Annotated in this window: 19 protein-coding genes and 1 pseudogene; 9 read left to right on the top strand and 11 right to left on the bottom strand. The window is 47.7% G+C overall.

From position 1 onward, the window contains the following. Positions 1 to 222: an Imm31 family immunity protein gene (locus NXS97_RS07715; protein WP_029569746.1), complete on the top strand. Its 222-nt coding sequence runs from the start codon at positions 1 to 3 to the stop codon at positions 220 to 222. A 52-nt stretch (positions 223 to 274) separates the two neighbouring features. Here the strand turns inward: NXS97_RS07715 and NXS97_RS07710 are convergent, their stop codons facing one another. Together NXS97_RS07710 and NXS97_RS07705 are read right to left on the bottom strand one after the other, a co-directional pair. Beyond that, a complete protein-coding gene (locus NXS97_RS07710; protein ID WP_258151534.1) occupies positions 275 to 409 on the bottom strand; it encodes a hypothetical protein in 135 nt (44 codons plus the stop codon). A gap of 41 nt (positions 410 to 450) precedes the next feature. Continuing rightward, positions 451 to 582, bottom strand: a complete 132-nt coding sequence (locus tag NXS97_RS07705; RefSeq protein WP_258151533.1) for a hypothetical protein — start codon at positions 580 to 582, stop codon at positions 451 to 453. Between the two features lie 274 nt (positions 583 to 856). On the opposite strand from NXS97_RS07705, the gene NXS97_RS07700 reads away from it, so the two are divergent. Then, positions 857 to 1078, top strand: coding sequence for a hypothetical protein (locus NXS97_RS07700; protein ID WP_105077385.1), 222 nt, complete (start codon positions 857 to 859; stop codon positions 1076 to 1078). Positions 1079 to 1175: 97 nt separating this feature from the next. Here NXS97_RS07700 and NXS97_RS07695 read toward each other — a convergent pair. After that, positions 1176 to 1871: pseudogene (locus tag NXS97_RS07695) on the bottom strand (IS1 family transposase). Between the two features lie 624 nt (positions 1872 to 2495). Between NXS97_RS07695 and NXS97_RS07690 the strand changes: the two are divergent. From NXS97_RS07690 to NXS97_RS07680, 3 genes are all read left to right on the top strand, one after another. Further along, positions 2496 to 2990, top strand: a complete 495-nt coding sequence (locus NXS97_RS07690) for a DUF2569 domain-containing protein (protein ID WP_105077383.1) — start codon at positions 2496 to 2498, stop codon at positions 2988 to 2990. A 305-nt stretch (positions 2991 to 3295) separates the two neighbouring features. Further along, positions 3296 to 3556 (top strand): type II toxin-antitoxin system ParD family antitoxin, encoded by a 261-nt coding sequence (locus tag NXS97_RS07685; RefSeq protein WP_029569751.1) that lies wholly within the window; start codon positions 3296 to 3298, stop codon positions 3554 to 3556. Continuing rightward, positions 3556 to 3879: a type II toxin-antitoxin system RelE/ParE family toxin gene (locus tag NXS97_RS07680; protein WP_116219531.1), complete on the top strand. Its 324-nt coding sequence runs from the start codon at positions 3556 to 3558 to the stop codon at positions 3877 to 3879. The genes NXS97_RS07685 and NXS97_RS07680 overlap by 1 nt, the downstream gene beginning before the upstream one ends. Before the next feature lie 285 nt (positions 3880 to 4164). Here NXS97_RS07680 and NXS97_RS07675 read toward each other — a convergent pair whose 3' ends face one another. The 7 genes from NXS97_RS07675 to NXS97_RS07645 form a co-directional block, all read right to left on the bottom strand. Next, positions 4165 to 5310 carry a glycosyltransferase family 9 protein gene (locus NXS97_RS07675; protein WP_234033794.1) on the bottom strand — a complete coding sequence of 382 codons (1146 nt, stop codon included), beginning with the start codon at positions 5308 to 5310 and terminating at the stop codon, positions 4165 to 4167. A 919-nt stretch (positions 5311 to 6229) separates the two neighbouring features. Continuing rightward, positions 6230 to 6667 (bottom strand): hypothetical protein, encoded by a 438-nt coding sequence (locus NXS97_RS07670; RefSeq protein WP_072137461.1) that lies wholly within the window; start codon positions 6665 to 6667, stop codon positions 6230 to 6232. 165 nt (positions 6668 to 6832) lie between these two features. Continuing rightward, complete coding sequence (locus NXS97_RS07665) at positions 6833 to 7150, bottom strand: RHS repeat-associated core domain-containing protein (RefSeq protein ID WP_234033792.1); 318 nt, start codon at positions 7148 to 7150, stop codon at positions 6833 to 6835. Positions 7151 to 7412: 262 nt separating this feature from the next. Then, a complete protein-coding gene (locus NXS97_RS07660; protein WP_028723926.1) occupies positions 7413 to 7661 on the bottom strand; it encodes a hypothetical protein in 249 nt (82 codons plus the stop codon). A gap of 1 nt (position 7662) precedes the next feature. Next, complete coding sequence (locus NXS97_RS07655; protein WP_116219532.1) at positions 7663 to 11850, bottom strand: RHS repeat-associated core domain-containing protein; 4188 nt, start codon at positions 11848 to 11850, stop codon at positions 7663 to 7665. A gap of 17 nt (positions 11851 to 11867) precedes the next feature. Beyond that, complete coding sequence (locus tag NXS97_RS07650) at positions 11868 to 12305, bottom strand: DcrB-related protein (protein ID WP_116219533.1); 438 nt, start codon at positions 12303 to 12305, stop codon at positions 11868 to 11870. A gap of 154 nt (positions 12306 to 12459) precedes the next feature. Further along, positions 12460 to 12609 carry a hypothetical protein gene (locus NXS97_RS07645; RefSeq protein WP_019105962.1) on the bottom strand — a complete coding sequence of 50 codons (150 nt, stop codon included), beginning with the start codon at positions 12607 to 12609 and terminating at the stop codon, positions 12460 to 12462. A gap of 456 nt (positions 12610 to 13065) precedes the next feature. On the opposite strand from NXS97_RS07645, the gene NXS97_RS07640 reads away from it, so the two are divergent. The 4 genes from NXS97_RS07640 to NXS97_RS07625 all read left to right on the top strand — a co-directional run bounded on the left by NXS97_RS07640 (position 13066) and on the right by NXS97_RS07625 (position 17507). Then, positions 13066 to 14694, top strand: coding sequence for an ABC transporter substrate-binding protein (locus NXS97_RS07640; protein ID WP_112899943.1), 1629 nt, complete (start codon positions 13066 to 13068; stop codon positions 14692 to 14694). Positions 14695 to 15056: 362 nt separating this feature from the next. Then, positions 15057 to 16088, top strand: coding sequence for a hypothetical protein (locus NXS97_RS07635; protein ID WP_112899944.1), 1032 nt, complete (start codon positions 15057 to 15059; stop codon positions 16086 to 16088). A 102-nt stretch (positions 16089 to 16190) separates the two neighbouring features. Continuing rightward, entirely contained in the window at positions 16191 to 16460 is a 270-nt protein-coding gene (locus tag NXS97_RS07630; RefSeq protein WP_019105965.1) for a hypothetical protein, read from the top strand. 348 nt (positions 16461 to 16808) lie between these two features. After that, the gene (locus tag NXS97_RS07625) at positions 16809 to 17507 is read left to right on the top strand and encodes a DUF1868 domain-containing protein (protein WP_042676411.1); all 699 of its coding nucleotides are present in this window, start codon (positions 16809 to 16811) and stop codon (positions 17505 to 17507) included. Between the two features lie 157 nt (positions 17508 to 17664). On the opposite strand, the gene NXS97_RS07620 is transcribed toward NXS97_RS07625, so the two are convergent. Continuing rightward, positions 17665 to 18075: a hypothetical protein gene (locus NXS97_RS07620; protein ID WP_071785189.1), complete on the bottom strand. Its 411-nt coding sequence runs from the start codon at positions 18073 to 18075 to the stop codon at positions 17665 to 17667. Positions 18076 to 18367: the final 292 nt, after the last annotated feature.

The raw sequence follows: 18367 nt of genomic DNA, 5'->3' as shown, positions 1-18367 counted from the left end.
ATGGAAAATAAAATTGGTTTTTATCAAGAAGTAGAAATAATTTTCGGCTGCAAAAATAAAAAATATGCAGGTAAAAAAGGAGGAGTCATGGGGATAAGTGAAGAGGACGGCATACTGTATGGGTACTCGATAAAACTCTATGACGAAGAATACCTTTTATCTTTTGATAAAAGCGAAGTCCTTCCAACAGGAAAACAGCTCACTCAGGACGATTTTTACTGAGCAGCTAAAGATCCCGGCCCTTCAGTGACCGGGATCTTTTTATCAGTCCTGCCTACCGCTGTGTGATCTCCGGCATCTGCCAGTCCTGGTTTAGCGCCCCCGGAAAGTCCTTCAGCCAGGCGCTGGCCTTTTCACGGTTAAAGCTTGTGACGCTCAGGCCCTCAATGCAGTCCCACAGCTCGCGCATGCTCTGCTAGGTTACCCGACCGGACTGTAAGCATACCTGTTTTAGTTCCACGCACTTTTTGGGATATCCGGTTTTTCCGCCATCAGCAGGATCTGTCCGGCCTGAACCGCGACACGGAGCATGCCAACGACGGCAGCATCAGCCCGATTTTCGACAAAGAGAAAGAGCAGCATCGCCTGCAGCAGTCACAGCTGGTAACTTTACCACTGCCGGTAGAGCCTTACAGAAACATGGAGGTCGTGAAGGGAGTGCTTATCCGACAGCTAAAGGTACTCCAGTTCAAATTAACGAGCAGGGGCAGAAAATACTTGATGGAATAGTTAAAGCGCCAGGTGCTTCTGTGAAAGAAGGTAATCGCTTTGGTGGTTTTGATGTAATTGCTCCCGATGGCCGTGGAGCTAGATTTGATCCTCAAGGTAATTTCCGTGGTTTTTTGGAGCCTTAATAATGAACTCTACAGATCCTTTAAAAATCGTAATTGCCAGTGATGTTGATTATGAGAACTTAATCGCTGAAATTTATTGTGATAATATTTTCATCGCCCTACTACAACAGGATAATGGCATAAATGATCTCAGAATTGAATTTTCCTCCGACATCAATACATTAAATTTAGACTGGTTTCAGAATGCATTGAATGAGGCCAAGAAAAAATTATTAAATCAGTAAAATATCCCGGCCCTTCAGAGGCCGGGATATCACAGTCGCCGCCACTCGACTGTTCCCTTATGCGGCGGCCGCATCTTCGGCGTGGTGATGCTTCCAGTTAGTAGAACATGTGTTTTTCAATAAACGTTCCGATGACTTTTTCGTGGATCTTCACTGAACGCGAGTAGCAGATTGTTTTACGAGCCAGCCGCTAAATGCGGGTGCGGAGCGTCAGGTTATTGCGCTCAATCCGTTGGGTGAATATTTTACCGGTCAGATGCTTATCCTTCGGCACCTCCCGGCCATAGCTGCCCCAGTCGTCGCTGGTGATCATGCAGATATTGAACGGAGTCAGCAGTGCAAGTAGTTTCCGGCAGGTTTCATTGATTCGGGGACCAAAAGTGTAGGCCAGTACACCGCCTGTTTTGGTGTTATACGTGTACCAGAGCCAGTGCTGCCGGACTTTACTGCTAACGAAGCTCCATTGCTCATCAAGTTCGCAGATAAGTGCCACATCAGCATTAGCAACGGGCGAAGACGTTATTCGCTTTGGCGTGAGTTTTTAAAGTCCGGATGAGGGTGTTAATGCCAATTTTTTCAGTATTCTGGCTGTATCGCGAACTCCGGTACCGTTAAAGGCCATTTCGGTGATCTGTTCTTTAACCTCCGGTTTGTTGGCCTCGTATGAGTAAGTAAGCTGAAACATACGTTGGCAGTCACGGCAGCGAAACCGGTCATTTTCTTTCGGGTTCTGCCCATGGCGATAGACCTGAGCAGACAGACAACGGGGACAATGAACGGTAACGCTGGTCATGAGTAAACCTTAAAAGAGAGCATTATACATCAAATTCAACTAATCAGAGGCATTACCCAAGTCAGCTATTGGAAGCAAATAATGCCTATATGACGAGCCAGATAAACGGTGAGGATAGCAAAGTGTCCTTGACAGGAAGTATAGCTGGTATGGCATTAGGCTATGGAGTTGGAGGAGCTGTAACTAAAAAACTGAAAGTGAGCATGTGAAAAAACATTTTGGGATTACGTCAAGTAGTAATGCCTTAAAATATACTGAATCTAATTTTAATTCTGTTTTTTACTTAAAGGCAATGAAATGAGTCCAGTTCCAAGCATTTCAGGCGGCAGTGTCTGTTCCTTAATGGCTGAAGGTGCTAGTAATGCTGTCCAAAGTGAGCAAGCCAAAGATAAATGAAATGAAAAAGCTTCTCCTTCTTTTAATCCTAATTCTAGTATATACAATTGTATGCTCAGTGGGCATGATCCTGATTGTCTGGCTCGCGATGAAAAAAGCAATGACATTTTCACAGTTAACTAAATGTGGGACTGTTGGTTTTTTCTCTGGAGGAATAATTGGCGCTGACGTGTGGGGTTTGAGTTATTTTTACAGTGTAAAAATAAATAAATTTTTTAAGAGGTTGTAATGGAATGCATTGAATGTCGGCTTGTTGAAGCCAATAAAGAGTCTGGTTTATGTAATGATTGTGAAGAAGTAGAACAGCGTAAAATCAACGGGCTACTTTATCTACCTGCTTTGGGTCTTGTTTTGGGATTAATAGGTGGCGCTATGCAGCTTTATGATTTTTTTGGCGCGGTTCTCAAATACTACAATAAAACGGGTTTTTTATCTTGGTTTTCAATAGGTGGAGTGATTATGCTGCTCTCAGCATTCTTAATCTCAGTCTATGCAGCCTGGTTGTTCTTCAGGCGTAAGATGGGTACTCGTAGAGTCATGATTATTTATTATATTTCAGGGTTAATGCTTGCACTGTATCTCACAGTTTTGCCCGGTGCCCTTTTTGGTATGAAGTTAGAACAGGGTGATATCAGAGTTTTGATTAGTAGTCTTTTTGGTGTTTTTATTTGGGTGCCTTACTTTATTTTTTCAAAAAGAATTAATCGTGTTTTTTGTCATTAATCTAAGCGTCGCAGGGTGACGTAATAAAGTGGCTTGCTTTTGCTAAAAGCAATAACCTCAAACGAATGTAAAACGGCCTCCTTGAGAGGCCGTTTTACATTACTCAGCCGTGCGACCTGTAAGCACACACGTTTCAGTTCCACGCACTTTTTGAGAGTTCCGGGGGAAGGTCAGTTGCATGCGGTACATGCGAGCGCGCATCGGGCGGAGCTGCGGGGGAGAAAACAGACCTGGCGTTGCCGATGAAGAATGATGCGGATTACTAACAGTTAATAACTGATAGTAATCCGGATGGGGAAATGACCATGCCAACCAGCGTAGCACTCAGCCCTTACTTCGAAGCGTTCATCCGCGAACAGATAGAAAGCGGGCGCTACAACAATACCAGTGAGGTTATCCGGGCAGGCCTTCGCGCCCTAGAAGAACGGGAGCAACAGATGAAACTTGATGCCCTGCAAAAAGCGGTCAGCGCAGGAATAAACAGCGGTGAAAGCAAAAGTGCGGAAGAGGTGTTTGGTCGTCTGTCACAGAAATACCGGCGGCAGGCCGAAGACGGTAAAGCGTAATGAAACTGAGCATATCGCCTCTGGCGGGGCAGGATATTGAGGCCATCGGTGACTATATCGCGCAGGACAACCCAGTACGGGTAGTGAGTTTCACGGAAGAACTTTACCAGCAGTGCCTGCTGATAGCAGAGTCGCCGGTTATCTACAGAGAAAGGCCGGAGCTGGGCAAGAGCGTCCGAAGCTGTGCTTACGGACGCTATCTCATTGTGTACAGAGTGCTTGACACTGAAATACGTATAGAGAGGCTGCTGCATGGCTCACGCGATATTATCACGCTGTTTGCAGAGCCGAACGGAGCACCAGAGCAGACGGAAAGCGCTTAACGTTAGCGGAGCCGTTAGAGATAAATAAAAGTCTCTTTTATCAGCTCTTACTTAAAATGCCTGTCATTACGCTTAAACTTCTGTGTATCACAGGTGCTCTGCATCGCGCCCGGAAACTCTGTCAGCCACTGCGCCACCTTCTTCCGTTTGATGGGCTCCACGCTCAAACCCTTAACGCAGCCCCACAGTTTGCGGGTGTCTTGGGTAGTGATAACGATGCAGGCAGGCATTACCACAGTTTTTTGCGTGTTCAAGTCCGGGATATCCTGTCGCAACTCTTTAACATTACAGTAAGCCTCTTTTCTTTATTTCATCGATTATAAGATCCGGGATTTTATCAACATTCGATATTTTTCTGTTATTAACAATTATTTGGCTTGCGTTTTTATATCCCGGACTCCATAAGTCATTATTATCTCCTACATTTTTATAAACAGAAATAAGCGGTTTTTTCCATGCCGCTGAAATATGTACAATCGAAGTGTCTGGCGATATAACTATGTCCGATTCACGAATTAACGCCATGACGTGATGTAACGACGAAAATGGATTTATGGCAATATTTTCAGGAAGTGAAATATTTAATTCATTTTTGTGGTCAAGAATAACTATTTTAACTTTAGGTGATATATTTTTAAGCATGTCTAATATATTAGATAGTTGTTGAGGTGATAAGTTTCTTTCCGGACTTCCTGTAAAAGCATTGATGACTATTTTGAAATCATTCTCATAGGCCTTGAAGTAATTTTTTATTTCACTGAGAATGAGTTCTGGAATGTGTAAATCATATTCTCGACTATTTATGAGCTCCAGCCTCATTTGTTCCGCAACTAGAGAAATAGCTTTTGTTACATGTTGTTTATCATTTTTGAATGAAATAGATTTAGAATAATGATTGATGCAATTCCATTTATTAAAGCCAATAATATATTTTGGTTTTATATCATGAAAAAGCTTCATCCGATGAACTGGTGTTTCAAATAAACAAAGATCAACAATTAAATCATAATTTTCCTTCTTGAGTGATTTAATGGTTAGATCTGAAACAGTATGATTGAAATCCTTAATAAATACAGCATTACTACAATCATCTGCCTCGTATACATTTCTAACATACGGATTGTATTTAATAGCTAAGCTGTTTTTTTTTGTTAATAATAAATCAACAGAGTAGCCTGCTTCATTGAGACATTTTATTAGTGGGGTTGTAACCACTACGTCCCCAACTGTTCCTTCATTACGTAAGAGGAGAACTGTTTTAACTAATCCAACATCGAATGAATTTTTCTTGGATTTATCCCACAAGAGTTTGGCAATGTAAATTTTTACGTCAATTTTTAATTGTTTAATATAGTAATTTTTTCGCCTGTTCCACTCTCTTATTTTTTTAAAACGGCCTTTAGAAATGGAAATTTCTAGGTTTTTACTCACAGCATCCTCCATTGAATCCGTAAATATTTTTAACATTCATTTTTTATGTAAAAGATGAGATATATTAGCGGAAAACGAAAGCAAGATCAAAATGTAACACTAACGTACTGTGAAGATAATAAACGGAAAAATTTTAATTCAAGGTTGACACTAATAATCTTCTCTGAATGATTGATTTATGTCGTGCTGAGTAATAACAATACTACGGTGTCATCTGGCGGGTTTGTCGCTACTGATATTAATGCTAAATATTTATAATTAATCCAGCTTGAAAGTAAAATTCAGGATTTCATAGTTCAAGCCCATTAATCGTGTAATTAATCAATTTCTGCCAATTTTATATTTTTAAATTTCATTATTGACTTTATATCGACGATTTTATCAAATGTAATAATACTTTATTGATAATGATTAACACCTAAGAATATGTTTTTTTGAGTTATGATTCTTTTTTGTATGAATTTAAATTTATCATTGATTTTTTATGAATTAACTTTTTAAAAATTTTATTTTAATTTATTTTTTCGTTTCAATGAAATGGAAGATTCTTGTTTTAAAAGTGTATAAATAAAATTTCAAAAATCTAAATGATTTGATGTTTTATTTATTCGAGTTTCATATTGTTTCCCGTCATTAGAGAAGGTTGGGTGTAGTTTACAGATTTAATCTTCCTGTCGTTTATATAATATCCTTGTTTGATGTTTTTTTAAGGTGAAACCAATTTTTATTATGGGATTATTCACTAATCGATGGCTAATTAAAGTTACTTAATAATATCATAAACCCAATGATTATTTTTCATCTCGTGAAAATACACTGATTTTTTGGTGCTTAAACTGTCAATAATAACAATCATCATTAACAAAGTCAGATTTATGTGCGCAGATTATTTTTTAAACATGCACATCTGATTGAGCAGTTAACCAATTAACTTTAGGTTTACAGGATTATGGAGATCTATTTGTATTTTTAGACCAGCGGTCGACTCGACCAGTATTGTATTTTCTTCATGCTCGAATACGCTGACAAAAGGATTTGAGTTTTCAGAGTACAAAATCCATATTGGATTTTTATCATTATCAAGATAAGCAATGAAACCCTCGGAGCCGTAGCTTCCTTCTCCTACACAACAATAACATTCATTGAGTAACTTGACTTCTTTTATTATATCAATGGATGTGACTTCTTCATTATTGTTACGATAAAAATCTATAAAATCAAAATCCGCGCCCACTTCAATTTTTGGTGTGGGAAAGGATGTAATTTTACAGGATGTAGCTCTTCCATCGAAAAAAAACACAGCTTCCTTTATTGGCAATAACTCTTCTTTCCATAATTTTGATATGATGCTTTGCATTATTTTATCCACATTTCTTGGGTCGTGTGTTTAATCCTTTGTCGGGAACAACACCACCTGCTTTAATATTACGGCGATCTTTAAATCGCTGCTGAAATTTCTGCCACCATGTTTTCCCTGTTGATGATTCAGGGTGAGGGGCTAAAGGATTGACTTTATTGACCTTTATTTATCCAATCCTGCTTCATAAGCTGCATCCAAGCGTCTGTTGTCATAAGTGACTAGTTGCCCGTCAACATCTACTACATTCAATGGAGACCTGTTCCAGTCCCACTGACCATTTTTCATAATTTCAGCATAATCATTCGCCGAAATTGTCCTCTGAGAAAAATTGATATCCTTGGGATTAACCCATTCCCCACTCAACCCCAGCGGATCCACCCAGCTCAGCGGGTTTGGCGCATACTGATACAGGTTCCAGCCGCCTTTCAGCCCTATCGGGTCATCGGGACGATCCCGGTGCGGCCATACTTTTAAGGTCACTTAACATACTGATGTACATTGACTTTATAACGCCAGCTCTGCCGATTACTGCCCGGTTTTTCCATATACCCCGACGCGCACTTTTGGCCCGCACGCTACTGCCTAGCCGTGACTATCTCTGTCTGCACCAAGAAGTGGCCCGCTATGTGCAGCAGAAGCGGGATGCCAGGCAGACCCGGCAACAGATCGAGACGTTGCTGACTCGGGTCAGCGGCTGACGGTAAAAAGCCGGAAGGATCGTTAAGATCGCCTCCGGCTATTATTATTCGTAGACTTTTGCAGCCATTAAAATATCTGCAAAAACTTTCCAGTTCGTATCCTTTGGCAACGGCTGGTTAGTGTTTTCATAATACCCATCCATATCCTCAATCCATGAAGCTATAGCTTCAAGATAAGAGCTGAGATCTTTATTTTCCCATTCATCAGGGTTGTCTTTAAGATCTTTCGCCAGAGCTTCTATAAGTTTAACAAGCCCATCTTTACTGCTAACCGGTAATAAATCATCTAACATTTTAGCCACCTATAACTCTCTTAATACCATCACCCATTTTAAGAATGATACTTTTTCCATCTGTTTTCGTAGTCATTTTCCACATTTGGCCAGCAATTTCTTTCTCCGTAGCCCACTGCACCGGTATTTCTTTCAGCCCTGACAGTTTGAATGCAGCCAGTCTCCTGTGGTCCAGAGTCCATAATTTTCCGCTTGAGTCTTGCCAAATTTTAATTGCGGGTAAATCAGTGGGCTTAAGAGTACCGTTTTTAAGAGCAGCTGCGTTATTGAGAACGGTATGCTCGCCCGTTTGATTCTTAATTGAACTTTGCATGAAATGGATATCGTCAGGATTCTTTGTAAAGCTCCCACACTTATTCAACCCCAACGGATCCATCCAACTCAGCGGGTTCGGTGCATACTGATAAAGGTTCCAGCCGCCTTCCAGCCCTATCGGATCCTGAACCGTGAACCGTCCCACCTGCGGGTCGTAATAGCGGAACAGATTGTAGTGTAGACCGGTTTCGCTGTCCGCATACTGGCCCGCATAGCGCAGCGGCTGATGGGGCAGGGCAGACTGTTTTGCCAGCCGGGTAAAGCCCTCCGTCTGTCGGCGTACCTCGCCAAAGCTGCCGTACTGACCGCTCCAGCGGATATTGCCCCGTTCATCGGTCACCTCTAGCGGTGCCCCGTTAATATCGGTGTTAAACCACAGCACATCGCCCCGGCCGCCTGCTGCCATATGGTCGATGCGCGCCAGCGGGCTCCAGGCCTCGTTGGGATCGTACACGTAGGTCTGGCACTGGCCGTTTTCATGCTGCTCCTGTAACAGGCGATAGCCCTGCCACAGAAAACGGACTTCTTTACGATCGTGCTGGGTGCTGACCACTTTGCGGGTGCGCCTGCCCAGCGCATCATAATGATAATGCGCGGTAAACCCGCCGTCCGGGCCATTGCCTTTGGCGCTGATGAGTCGGTTTTCGGCGTCATAGGTAAAATGCTGCTCATGCAGGCCGCTGCGTCGACTGACCAGGTTGCCCCAGTCATCGTACTTCATAAACAGGTTCTGCCAGTGATGCAGACGGTTGTCGGTAACTGGCAACGCGTGCAGTGCATCGTCGTTTGCCGCCAGGTTGTCCGCATTATCATAAGCAAAATGCGAGGTGCTGTGGCCCTGTCTGGCTTCATAGTGCTTCAGCAGGCGGCCTTCATCATCGTAACCATAGATAATGTCGCCGCGCAGCGTATCACTGACAGACTCCAGTTCACTGCGTGCCGAATAGCGGAAAGCGCGTTCCAGAATGGCTTTTTCCGGTAGCACCACCTCGCTATGCAATTCACTGCGCTGCATCGTGCGCCTGCCAAGGCTGTCGTACTGACGCGCCTGCTCACGCGCGCCCTGACTGCGGCGAATTTCCCGGTGCAGGCGGTCGCGGGTAAATTCACTGACCAGTTGCTGATTAAAGCGAATCGCGCTGACGTGACCCGAACCGTAGTGCAGCCAGGCAAGTTGCTGTTCACCCGGCAGGGTCAGATGGGTGAGGTTGCCCAGCGCATCCCATTCGTAATCCAGTTTCCCGTTTATACCAGCTTCTGTTAACAGCTGACCTGCGACGTCATAGGTAAAGGCGATTTCATCGTCTTCGATACCAAGCGCCATTCCGTCGCTGGTCGGCGTGCGAACCAGGCTGGCAAGTTGACCGCTACGATGACGCCGGTAGTGGTATTCAGCATGCTGCGTTGTGCGCTGGGTAATCAAGCCGCTGTCGTCGTAGCTAAAGCGCTGCCAGCGTCGAGCTATGCCACCGTCATTAGCGGGCTGGCCATTTTCCTGTAAACCAATGAGAAAGCCACGAGCATTCCATTCCATATTGCGTGAGGTCTTATCGGGCCGGATCTCACTCAATGGACGGCCGAGCGGATCGCAGGTAAAGCGATAGTCACCGCCGTTGCCGTTTTCCAGCCGCAGCAGATTACCGCGGGCATCGTAATGCCAGCGACGCGTGCGACCAATGCGGTCCGTCAGGCTTACCGGTAATCCGAGTGCGTTATAGGTCCAGCGGACTTCGGTTTCCAGCGGATCGCGCCACGCACTGAGCTGCCCCTGGGTGTTCCAGTGCAGGGTTTCCCGGCTACCGTCTGAATGGATGATGGCGCAGAGTTGTCCCTTGTCATTCCACTCGCGCTGGGTGACATGACCTTCAGCATCCACGCTGCGAACAAGCTGGCCAAATCGGTCGTAGCTAAACGTCGTTACGCTGCCAGAGCAGTCGGTGCGCTGCGTCAGCAGCCCTTGTCGGTTCCATTCCAGCTTCACCACGCCGCCCGTTGCATCGGTAATGCTGTCTGGCAGCAGTTCTGTGTCATCAGGGTAGTGATAGGTGGTGACGTTATTGAGCGCATCGGTTTCAGTCAGCAGGCGAACATTAAGATCGTAAGCCGCCTGAGTCGCGCTCAGATCGGGATAGTCCGTACGGATCACACGGTCAGTCATGCGGAACCAGTGATAAGTGGTTCGACGTCCGACCGGATCGATCTCCTGCGTCATGCGACCATAGCGGTCCCAGTTGCTGCAGCGCATGGCACCGCCGGGCATAATCACATCGCACAACTCGCCTGCGCGGTAAACCAGCATGGTCTGGCGGCCGTCGAAGTCGGTGAAGCGGGCGACATGATCGTCATCGTCAATGAGCCAGTGAGCTTCAACGCCGTCATCACGTCGCGCGCGTCGGATGCCATTATCAAAATCGTACTCAAAATCCAGCTGCTCGCCGCCGCTGTGACGGAAGGCCACCACTCTTGGGAGGCCATCGATCTCCTGCCAGCGATACTCACTTATCAGGCCATTCATATCTTCATGGGCCACCATCAGGCCATCGCGCCACTGGAAGCGTCGGCGCACGCTACCGCCCCGGCCCGTTACCGTAACGAGTTGGCCGATATCATCATAAGCGTAACTGACCAGACAAATATCGTCATCCAGCCAGGCACCTGCGAGCCGGTTATTCGCATAGCGGCAGGTTACGCGCTGACCGGCACTTTCTGTCAGCGCAGCCAATGTGTGATCGGGGTTCCAGTCGAACTGAATCTCATTGCCGCAGGGCTCGGTCAGGCAGAGGGGCAGAGAAGGGGCGTCATTGCGCAGGGGCATAAAATGCCAGCGCTCACCGCTGATGTCATACAATGACCAACTGTCGTCCCGATGATGTTCCAGCCAGCGTTTCTCCGCTTCGCAGTAGGTACGCTGGCCTTTGGGCACCAGAGGAAAAGAGACGTAGTCGCCGGAGGGCGCACGCCAGACCAGCCCATCCTGGTAGCGTTCCAGCCGTGTTTCCCAGAACAGGTTCCAGCCACGGCCTAATACGCTGTCGCCGGGATTACCGCTGCGCCAGTAGCGCTGCCAGCGTAGCGGTAGCCGGGAGGGCAGCACAAAATCCAGTTCATCATCGCCGCTAAGAAACTTCTGGCCGCTTACGATATCAACGGGACGGGCAAGAATACCTGCGGCCGCCACACCGGTCATCAAGGCACCAGCACGGCAGGCCACCCGGGCGATTTTATTGACACCGGGAATCTTGCTCAGTAATTTACCCAGCGCGCCGACCTTGCCAGCCGCACCGCCCACGCCACCGGCCAGCCCGGCAAACAGCAGGGTAAGATCGGAGGCTTTATAAACCCATTCGGGCACTTCAGGTTGGATAGGCAGCGTTTGTTCAGGCTCGCCGCCGATATAGACGTTGTCAGAGCCCGTCATCACTTTGGCATCGCAGGTGGTGCGATCGTCGATGCGTGATGCAGGCAGGCCGTTGATATACACCCGGGAGGAGCCTTCCGCCATCTGCTGCGGACCATCGTCCTTGCAGGCCACTATGCTGTTGGTGGCCATGGCGGCGGGTTTACTGTTAATAAAGACGTTGGGCGAACCGGTGGTAATCTTGCCCTTTGGGGTCATGCTGGCCGCCCCAGCATCCGCTATTCCGTCTCGCGCGGCGGTGGCCAGTTCGCCAGTAAGGTAACCCACGCCGATACTGAGTCCAACCAGCAATACGCCCACGCCAAGGCAGGAGGCGCCTATCCCGGCAATCATCAATGCACCCGCAGCAATACCGCCCGCCGCAGCGATCAGTCCACCGACGATAGTGCCTGCAATCATGCCCGCCAGGGCATGAGAGTGACCGATATCATCGCCGAGGCGTGCAGCTTCAAACATGATAATTGCCCTTGTCGTTAAGCGTTAAAACGAAAACTTTTAAGCAGTGCCTGAAACTGTTCGCTGTCCGCGTCACCAATGGCGGACGTAGAGGTCATGGTAAAGACCAGTACTTTGTGACCATCGGGCGTGAAGACCGACTGCTGTTGCCAGATACGTTTGCCGTCACGCAGAAAACTGGCGTGTACGCATTCACCCTGTAGCAGCGCGTAACCCAATACCGCAGCGCTACGTTCGGTTTGTTTCCATCCCTTTATGTGTTTTTGCATTAGCGTGAGCTGACGGTCGATGTACGCAGGCAGCGTTTCACCCTCGTTAAGCGTATCGCGTGAAATATTAAAAGCGGGAGCAGTGGCATCAGAGGCGGTGAAAGCGTTAACCGTGCGGTCCTGATAATCATCAGGCAGTGTGATTTGGCCTTCGGTAAACAGACAAGCGATGTTTGAGCCTGACATCGTGCAGATTCCCTATCCTTAAGATGTGCTCAAGTTTGTCATGAAAAGCGGCGAATCTCCAGCAAAGGCATGCGCAGAGAGAGGGCGTAAATGTAATGTCAGAATAATCCTGATCGCGATGCAAACAATGGCCTCCTGGTGAGGCCATCATGTGTTACCTGTGTGGACCGCCGCCAGGCCCACCGCCGCCGCCAGGGCCCATATGTCCCGGGCCATCGCCTCCGGGGCCCCAGAATGGCCAGACACAACCCGAAAGGGCAGAAACACTTGCTAACGCGATAACGAACAGAATCACTTTTTTCATACAGGCTCCTGATTAACAGGAATGACTATATCAAGCCCTGCTTGTACAAGTGTGTGGCAGATGAAAAAGACCCGGCAGGATAGCGTAAAAGTTCCGTTAATCGGGGCGTTCAGCAGCGAAAACCGGTCGCAGCCCCATGTTCTGGCCTTGTCGCACGCGTTTAATCCTGAGAACACCTTTCCGAATATTCCCGCTTTCCTGATAAACGAACCACGACAGTTATTCGCGCAGGCAACATCGTTATGTCTGATAGCTGAAAATGAACATATGCAGATTACAGCGGCGCTGTTTTTGAGCGGATACGCCGGCTCCTTGCATCAGAACTGTGCAATACAACGCGGTTTTAGTCTCAGATCGGGTGCAGGCTGGCGTGGCGCTTACCCTTATCTCTGGCCTGTAAATTGCAGTGCTGATGGGGTGAAGTCACCTTAAAACAATGCGAAAGGAGTTGGACGAATGTCGGTAAGCCGTTTATATGTTGCCCGTATGGGGTTGTCTGTAATAATCACGGGGTTATCGTGCTCGACGGCGGCCTTTGGGGCAAACGTACCCAATGGTGTGACATTGGCTCCCGTGCAGGAGATCGTGCGGGGCAATGGAGCCGAGCCTGCTACCCTGGATGTTGATAAAGCTGAAACCAACGATGCCTTTTCAGTTATTAACGACCTGTTTGAAGGGCTGGTGCGGACTGATCCAGAGGGCAAAGTCATACCGGGACTGGCTGCTTCGTGGGAAACGGCCGACAACAAAGTCTGGACCTTTCATCTTCGTCCTGACCTGACATGGTCAGACGGATCGCCGCTGACAGCTGAAGATGTTGTCTTCAGCTGGCGTCGTCTGACCGATCCCAAAACGGCATCGCCTTATGCATCCTTTGCTAACTATGCGCATATCCTTAACGCTGATGCGGTGACGGGCGGTAAAAGCCCGCCTGACAGCCTGGGCGTTAAAGCCTTAGACGCGCACACCGTGCAGGTTACTCTGGATCAGCCTGTGTCCTATTTTTTGCAGTTTGTTGCCCATCCTTCCCTGTTTCCGGTCAGCGAAAATAACGTTAAAAAGTTTGGTGAGGCCTGGACCCGGCCGGGCAACATGGTCAGCAGCGGTGCCTATAAACTGGATCAGTGGGTAGTTAATGAAAAAATCACGCTGAACCGTAACGATCGCTATTGGGATAACGCGCACACCCTAATTAATCGCGTAACGTTTTTACCGATTAATGATGTTTCTGCCGAGCTTAACCGCTACCTGGCTGGCGGTATTACGATTACGGAGAATATTCCCGCCATTGATTTCCCTCGAATGAAAAAAGAGCGGCCCAAAGAAGTACACAGCACCTCTATTTATAGCGTGTTCTATTTCCAGATAAATACGCACAAGGCACCCTTTACCGATGTCCGCGTGCGTCAGGCGCTGGACCTGGCGCTGGATAAAGGCATCATCGCCGATAAGGTTATCGGCATGGGACAGAAACCGGCTTATACCGTTGTGCCATTATCAATGGGGGACGTCAAACTGTCTCCGCCAGACTGGGCTGGCTGGACGCAGGCGCAGCGCATCAAAAAAGCTCAGGCGTTACTCAGCGAAGCCGGTTTTTCAGCCAGCCATCCTCTGAGTTTTACCCTGCTCTACAACACCAATCAGGATAACCAACGTATCGCGATTGCCGCTGCTTCCATGTGGGGTAAAACGTTAGGTGCGAAGGTCACGCTGCAAAATCAGGAATGGAAAACCATGCTGGATACCATGCATCAGAGGCAATATGATCTGGTGCGCTACACCTGGATTGGTGACTACAGTGAGCCCTCTACTTTTTTAAATACCTTCCGCAGTGGCGACAGTCAGAATAGCTCAGGTTATGACAGCACAGCGTTTGATGCGGCAGTAAAAGCCGCGGGAATGGATACCGATCCAAACGCCGTAACCCAGGATTACCAGAAAGCCAGCGACATTATTGCAAAAGATGCGCCGGTTATTCCGGTGTTTTATGGCGCGCTTAATCAGATGGTTAACCCAAAAGTCGGCGGTTATGCCCCATCGCATCTGCGGTTTTATTACACCAAGGACCTTTATCTTGTTAAATAAAACGCCCGGCGGTACGTTTCTGACGTAACCGAACTGCTGAGTGCTGTTTGCTCGCTGGGGCCAGCTTTTGGCCCCAGCGAGCCTGGTGACATCCCCCGCCTTTTCTGTCAGCGCCGTAAAACGTCTCTTCATACGCAGTCAAAGCCGTCCTCTGACACAGCAAACCCGAAAGATTGAAACTCGCTTGCAAAAGGTAACGACTGGAAATGTTCTTCTGTTTTAAAACGGCACAAGGAAATGGGATGTTAAGCGCAGAGGGGAATCCGTTACCCGATTAGCCTTGAATTAACCGCACTCACAAAACATCTGTTACATGGCGCCTTGCCCGGTAATATCCATACGTCATTATTGAAGGTATAAAAATGGAAAACCCATTTTTTAAGAAACAGATCGTTGAATCATCCGGCGCTGAGTGCGGTGAAACCCTGTCCCCGTTGGCACTGTTGCTTCGCCGGAACCTGGTTTCACTCGTTGTTGGGACAATAACCGTCATTTATTTCGTTCAAAGCCATCCGCTTCACGTGCGCCCGTCAGCCGCCAGGCAGGCCGCGCAGCCACAACCTGTGGCCTTCAATGCGCCTGCTGGCGGCACGGTTAAGCAGGGGCAGAACAGCCAGGGCCAGCCTGCGCTGACCGCCGCTTCACTTGAACTTGCCTCTGCCCAGACCCGGTTAGCCGCGGAAAAAATTCGGCTCGTCAGTGCGCAGTTGAAGCTTGAGCAGAGCAGTCTGCTGCAGGATATCGAGCACACCCAGCAGCTTGCTCTGCAACAGGTCAGCGACAGCCGCTTCCAGCAGGCCATGCTGAATGGTCAACTTGAGCAACTGGCGGACCAGATTAAAATTGAATCGGCGCAAATGGGTATGGCTCAGAAGCTGGTCAACACCTGGCGACCGCTGTTAGCAAAGGGATACATCTCCACGCTTCAGTTTGAGCAGGAGCAATCGACGGTATGGGGCTATGAAAGCCAGTACCGTGCGCTGTTACAGCAACAGTATGGTGCCCGCCAGCAGTTAAACGTTTTGAACGACCAACAGCTTCAAATACCGCTAGCCACATCCGTAAAGCTTAACGTCCTGCGTCGTCAGCTGGCGCAGGTGGATGAGAACCTGTCACAAAATGAAACTATCCTGCAGCAGGCGCTCTATATGCCTTCTGACGGTTCAGTGAAATCTGTTATCGCGAAGGCTGACAACAGGATGACAGGGGAGCAATCGAGTCAGGCTGGTGAAGCCAACAGTCAGCAAACCGCGACCACCAGATTGATATCCGATAAGCCAGTAGCCGGCATGCACAGAGACAACCCTGGCGGAGCGCATTTTCAGACCATAAATGCCCAGTCTGCTAATTCCTTCAACAGTGGGCATCATTCGGTATCAGCGCATAATGTGTAACCCATCAGGCTGGTGGCTGAAGCGTGAGGCGGGAGAGGTATTTACAATATCAACCGCAGCAGGATAGAGTCATTTCTCCTCTTCTTTCAGGCGAAGCGCAAAATGCCAGATTACTGTTTCTATCAAAAAGGTCAGCACACCGTCGTGCTGGAAAGACATGATGCGGACGGTGGTTCTCAGTTAGAAGATAAGGGCTATAAAAAGCAATTCGAAGAGGTGAGTGCAACTGACAAGCATCGGGCACTTAACCGGTTTGCTGATATTCGTCGAAGCAATCAAAAAGATCATCACGACTTCTTCTCGGGCGCGATCGCTATGCCACTGATGGGCGTGCTTACCGCCATTGCTGTTTTTCTGTTACGGAAAAAATAGCCCGCTTGCGGATATCCGCAGGCGACGGGGCACAACGCCTGGTTAAAAAAGGCCAGGCTCAAACCCGACAGCGGTAAGAAACCAAACTGTTAATTATCTGCTTTGTGCCCATGATGGCTTCATAAAACGCATTCGGATGTCTTTTTTGCCTGTTCTGTATTAAAGCCAGCCCGCTGTCCTGATTTTCCATCGCTCCTGCTGCCTGATAACGGTCACAATCATGCTTTATGCTGTGGTTCGGCAGTCACAAAGAGCGTTCCTGAAGCACGTCATCATATCGCCTGGTTATGCCAGCTTAGAGAGTAATCGTCTCAGGAAAGCCATCTCGAGCGCGCGGGAGCCTGAATCATGTCAGAAGTGCTGGAGCAGGAAGGATGGATAGAAAATGCCATCGGTGAAAAATTTAACGCCAAAGGTGAGGTACTGCCATTCAGAGGCAACACGCTGATTTGTCATCTCGAACAGGACAGTGAAATCGTCCGTGTGACTGGCGAAATGGTTGATGCAATGAAAGCCGCAGGGCTGGGGCGTTGTTACGCATTTCTGCCGCAGTCGAGCTACCATATGACGGTGTTTAACGGTGCCAATGACCGGGCACGGCACTATCCGGCCTGGCCACAAGACCTGAATCTTGATGCGTCGATGGAAGAGTGCGACCGCCTGTTCGCGGCGAAGCTGGCAAATTTCAGGCTCATGCCCTCGTTACCTTTGCAGATGCGCATTGGAGCCATTGCCTTAAAACGTGGCGTCTCGCTGTCGCTGGCGCCGTTGGACAGGGCGGAAGAGCGCAAAATACGGTCGCTCAGAGATGCGCTCAGCCGCACGCTTAACTGCAAACGAAATAATCATGATGTCTACGAATTTCATGTCAGTGTCTCTTATCTCATCAATAAACCGAACGATGAGGAGTTGCGCCTGCTGCAAATTTTAAGAGCCGGATATCTGGAAAAGCTGCTGCGGGTTGCGCCGGTGATGACGCTGGGTGCGCCTGAGTTTTGTACCTTCAGGGATATGTCTCGGTATACGCCGTTTTTAAGGCTGGAATAGCCAAAAGTTCTGTTGCGTATTAAGGGGGACACCTGAATGCCTCGTATTAACACGGAAATTGAAAAATTATAAATAAAAATTTTTAACTGGGGGGATTAAAACGAATGTATAAAAATAATGCCGCGGACCGCCCTGGAAAGACGGTCCGCGGGATTCGTTAATTTGAAACTTTATCCGCTTGTATGGTCGCACTACCTGTATTATCAACGCAGTTGTCATCTGTCACAAATGCCATAAACGTTGAGGTTGTTGGGACGTTGACGGTAATAGGTGTACTACCAACAGTGGTCCCCCAGCGAGCATTGCCTAAACCGCCCTGTAAATAGACTGAACTAATTTGGCAGCCGTCGCTCAGCGAACCATTTGCACAACTCATGCTATTCGAAAGCAGGGACACAGTATAGGTGCCGGGTTGCAACTGAAACTGTAATGCAGTACCCGCCTGTACCCTGACGTTACTTAATGGTGGATAGATGCAATGATCTTTTGCATTGATTGTGAATGAAGCAGCCTGACTACCAAAAGAAAATAGTGATAATAATAATAAGGTGTTAATTTGGGTTTTCATGCAGAGTATCCTTGTTTCATATTCAGATAAATTTATGGAATCAGTGCTGCTTTCCATTCTCGGGAATGACTGTCGCTGAACTATTTTTAAGGTAAACATTTCTGTTACTCCCTTCCGGTCGTCAGGGGGTAAGCGTTACTTTAAGGATGTCTGACTGAAAATGTGAGTCATCATTGCTTACTCATCTTTCACCAGGATGAATACCTGATGTGACTTAACATTGTTGCGATTGATGCACAAGAGTGAGGCGGTAGCACAGCGAAAACAGGAATAACGAAACGGGTAAAAGGGA

Origin of the sequence: Pantoea sp. B623 (assembly GCF_024814475.1) — a bacterium.
GTDB classification, from domain to species: domain Bacteria; phylum Pseudomonadota; class Gammaproteobacteria; order Enterobacterales; family Enterobacteriaceae; genus Pantoea; species Pantoea ananatis.
The sequence above is the reverse complement of the archived record's forward strand: the minus strand, read 5'-3'. Positions and strand labels throughout refer to the sequence as shown.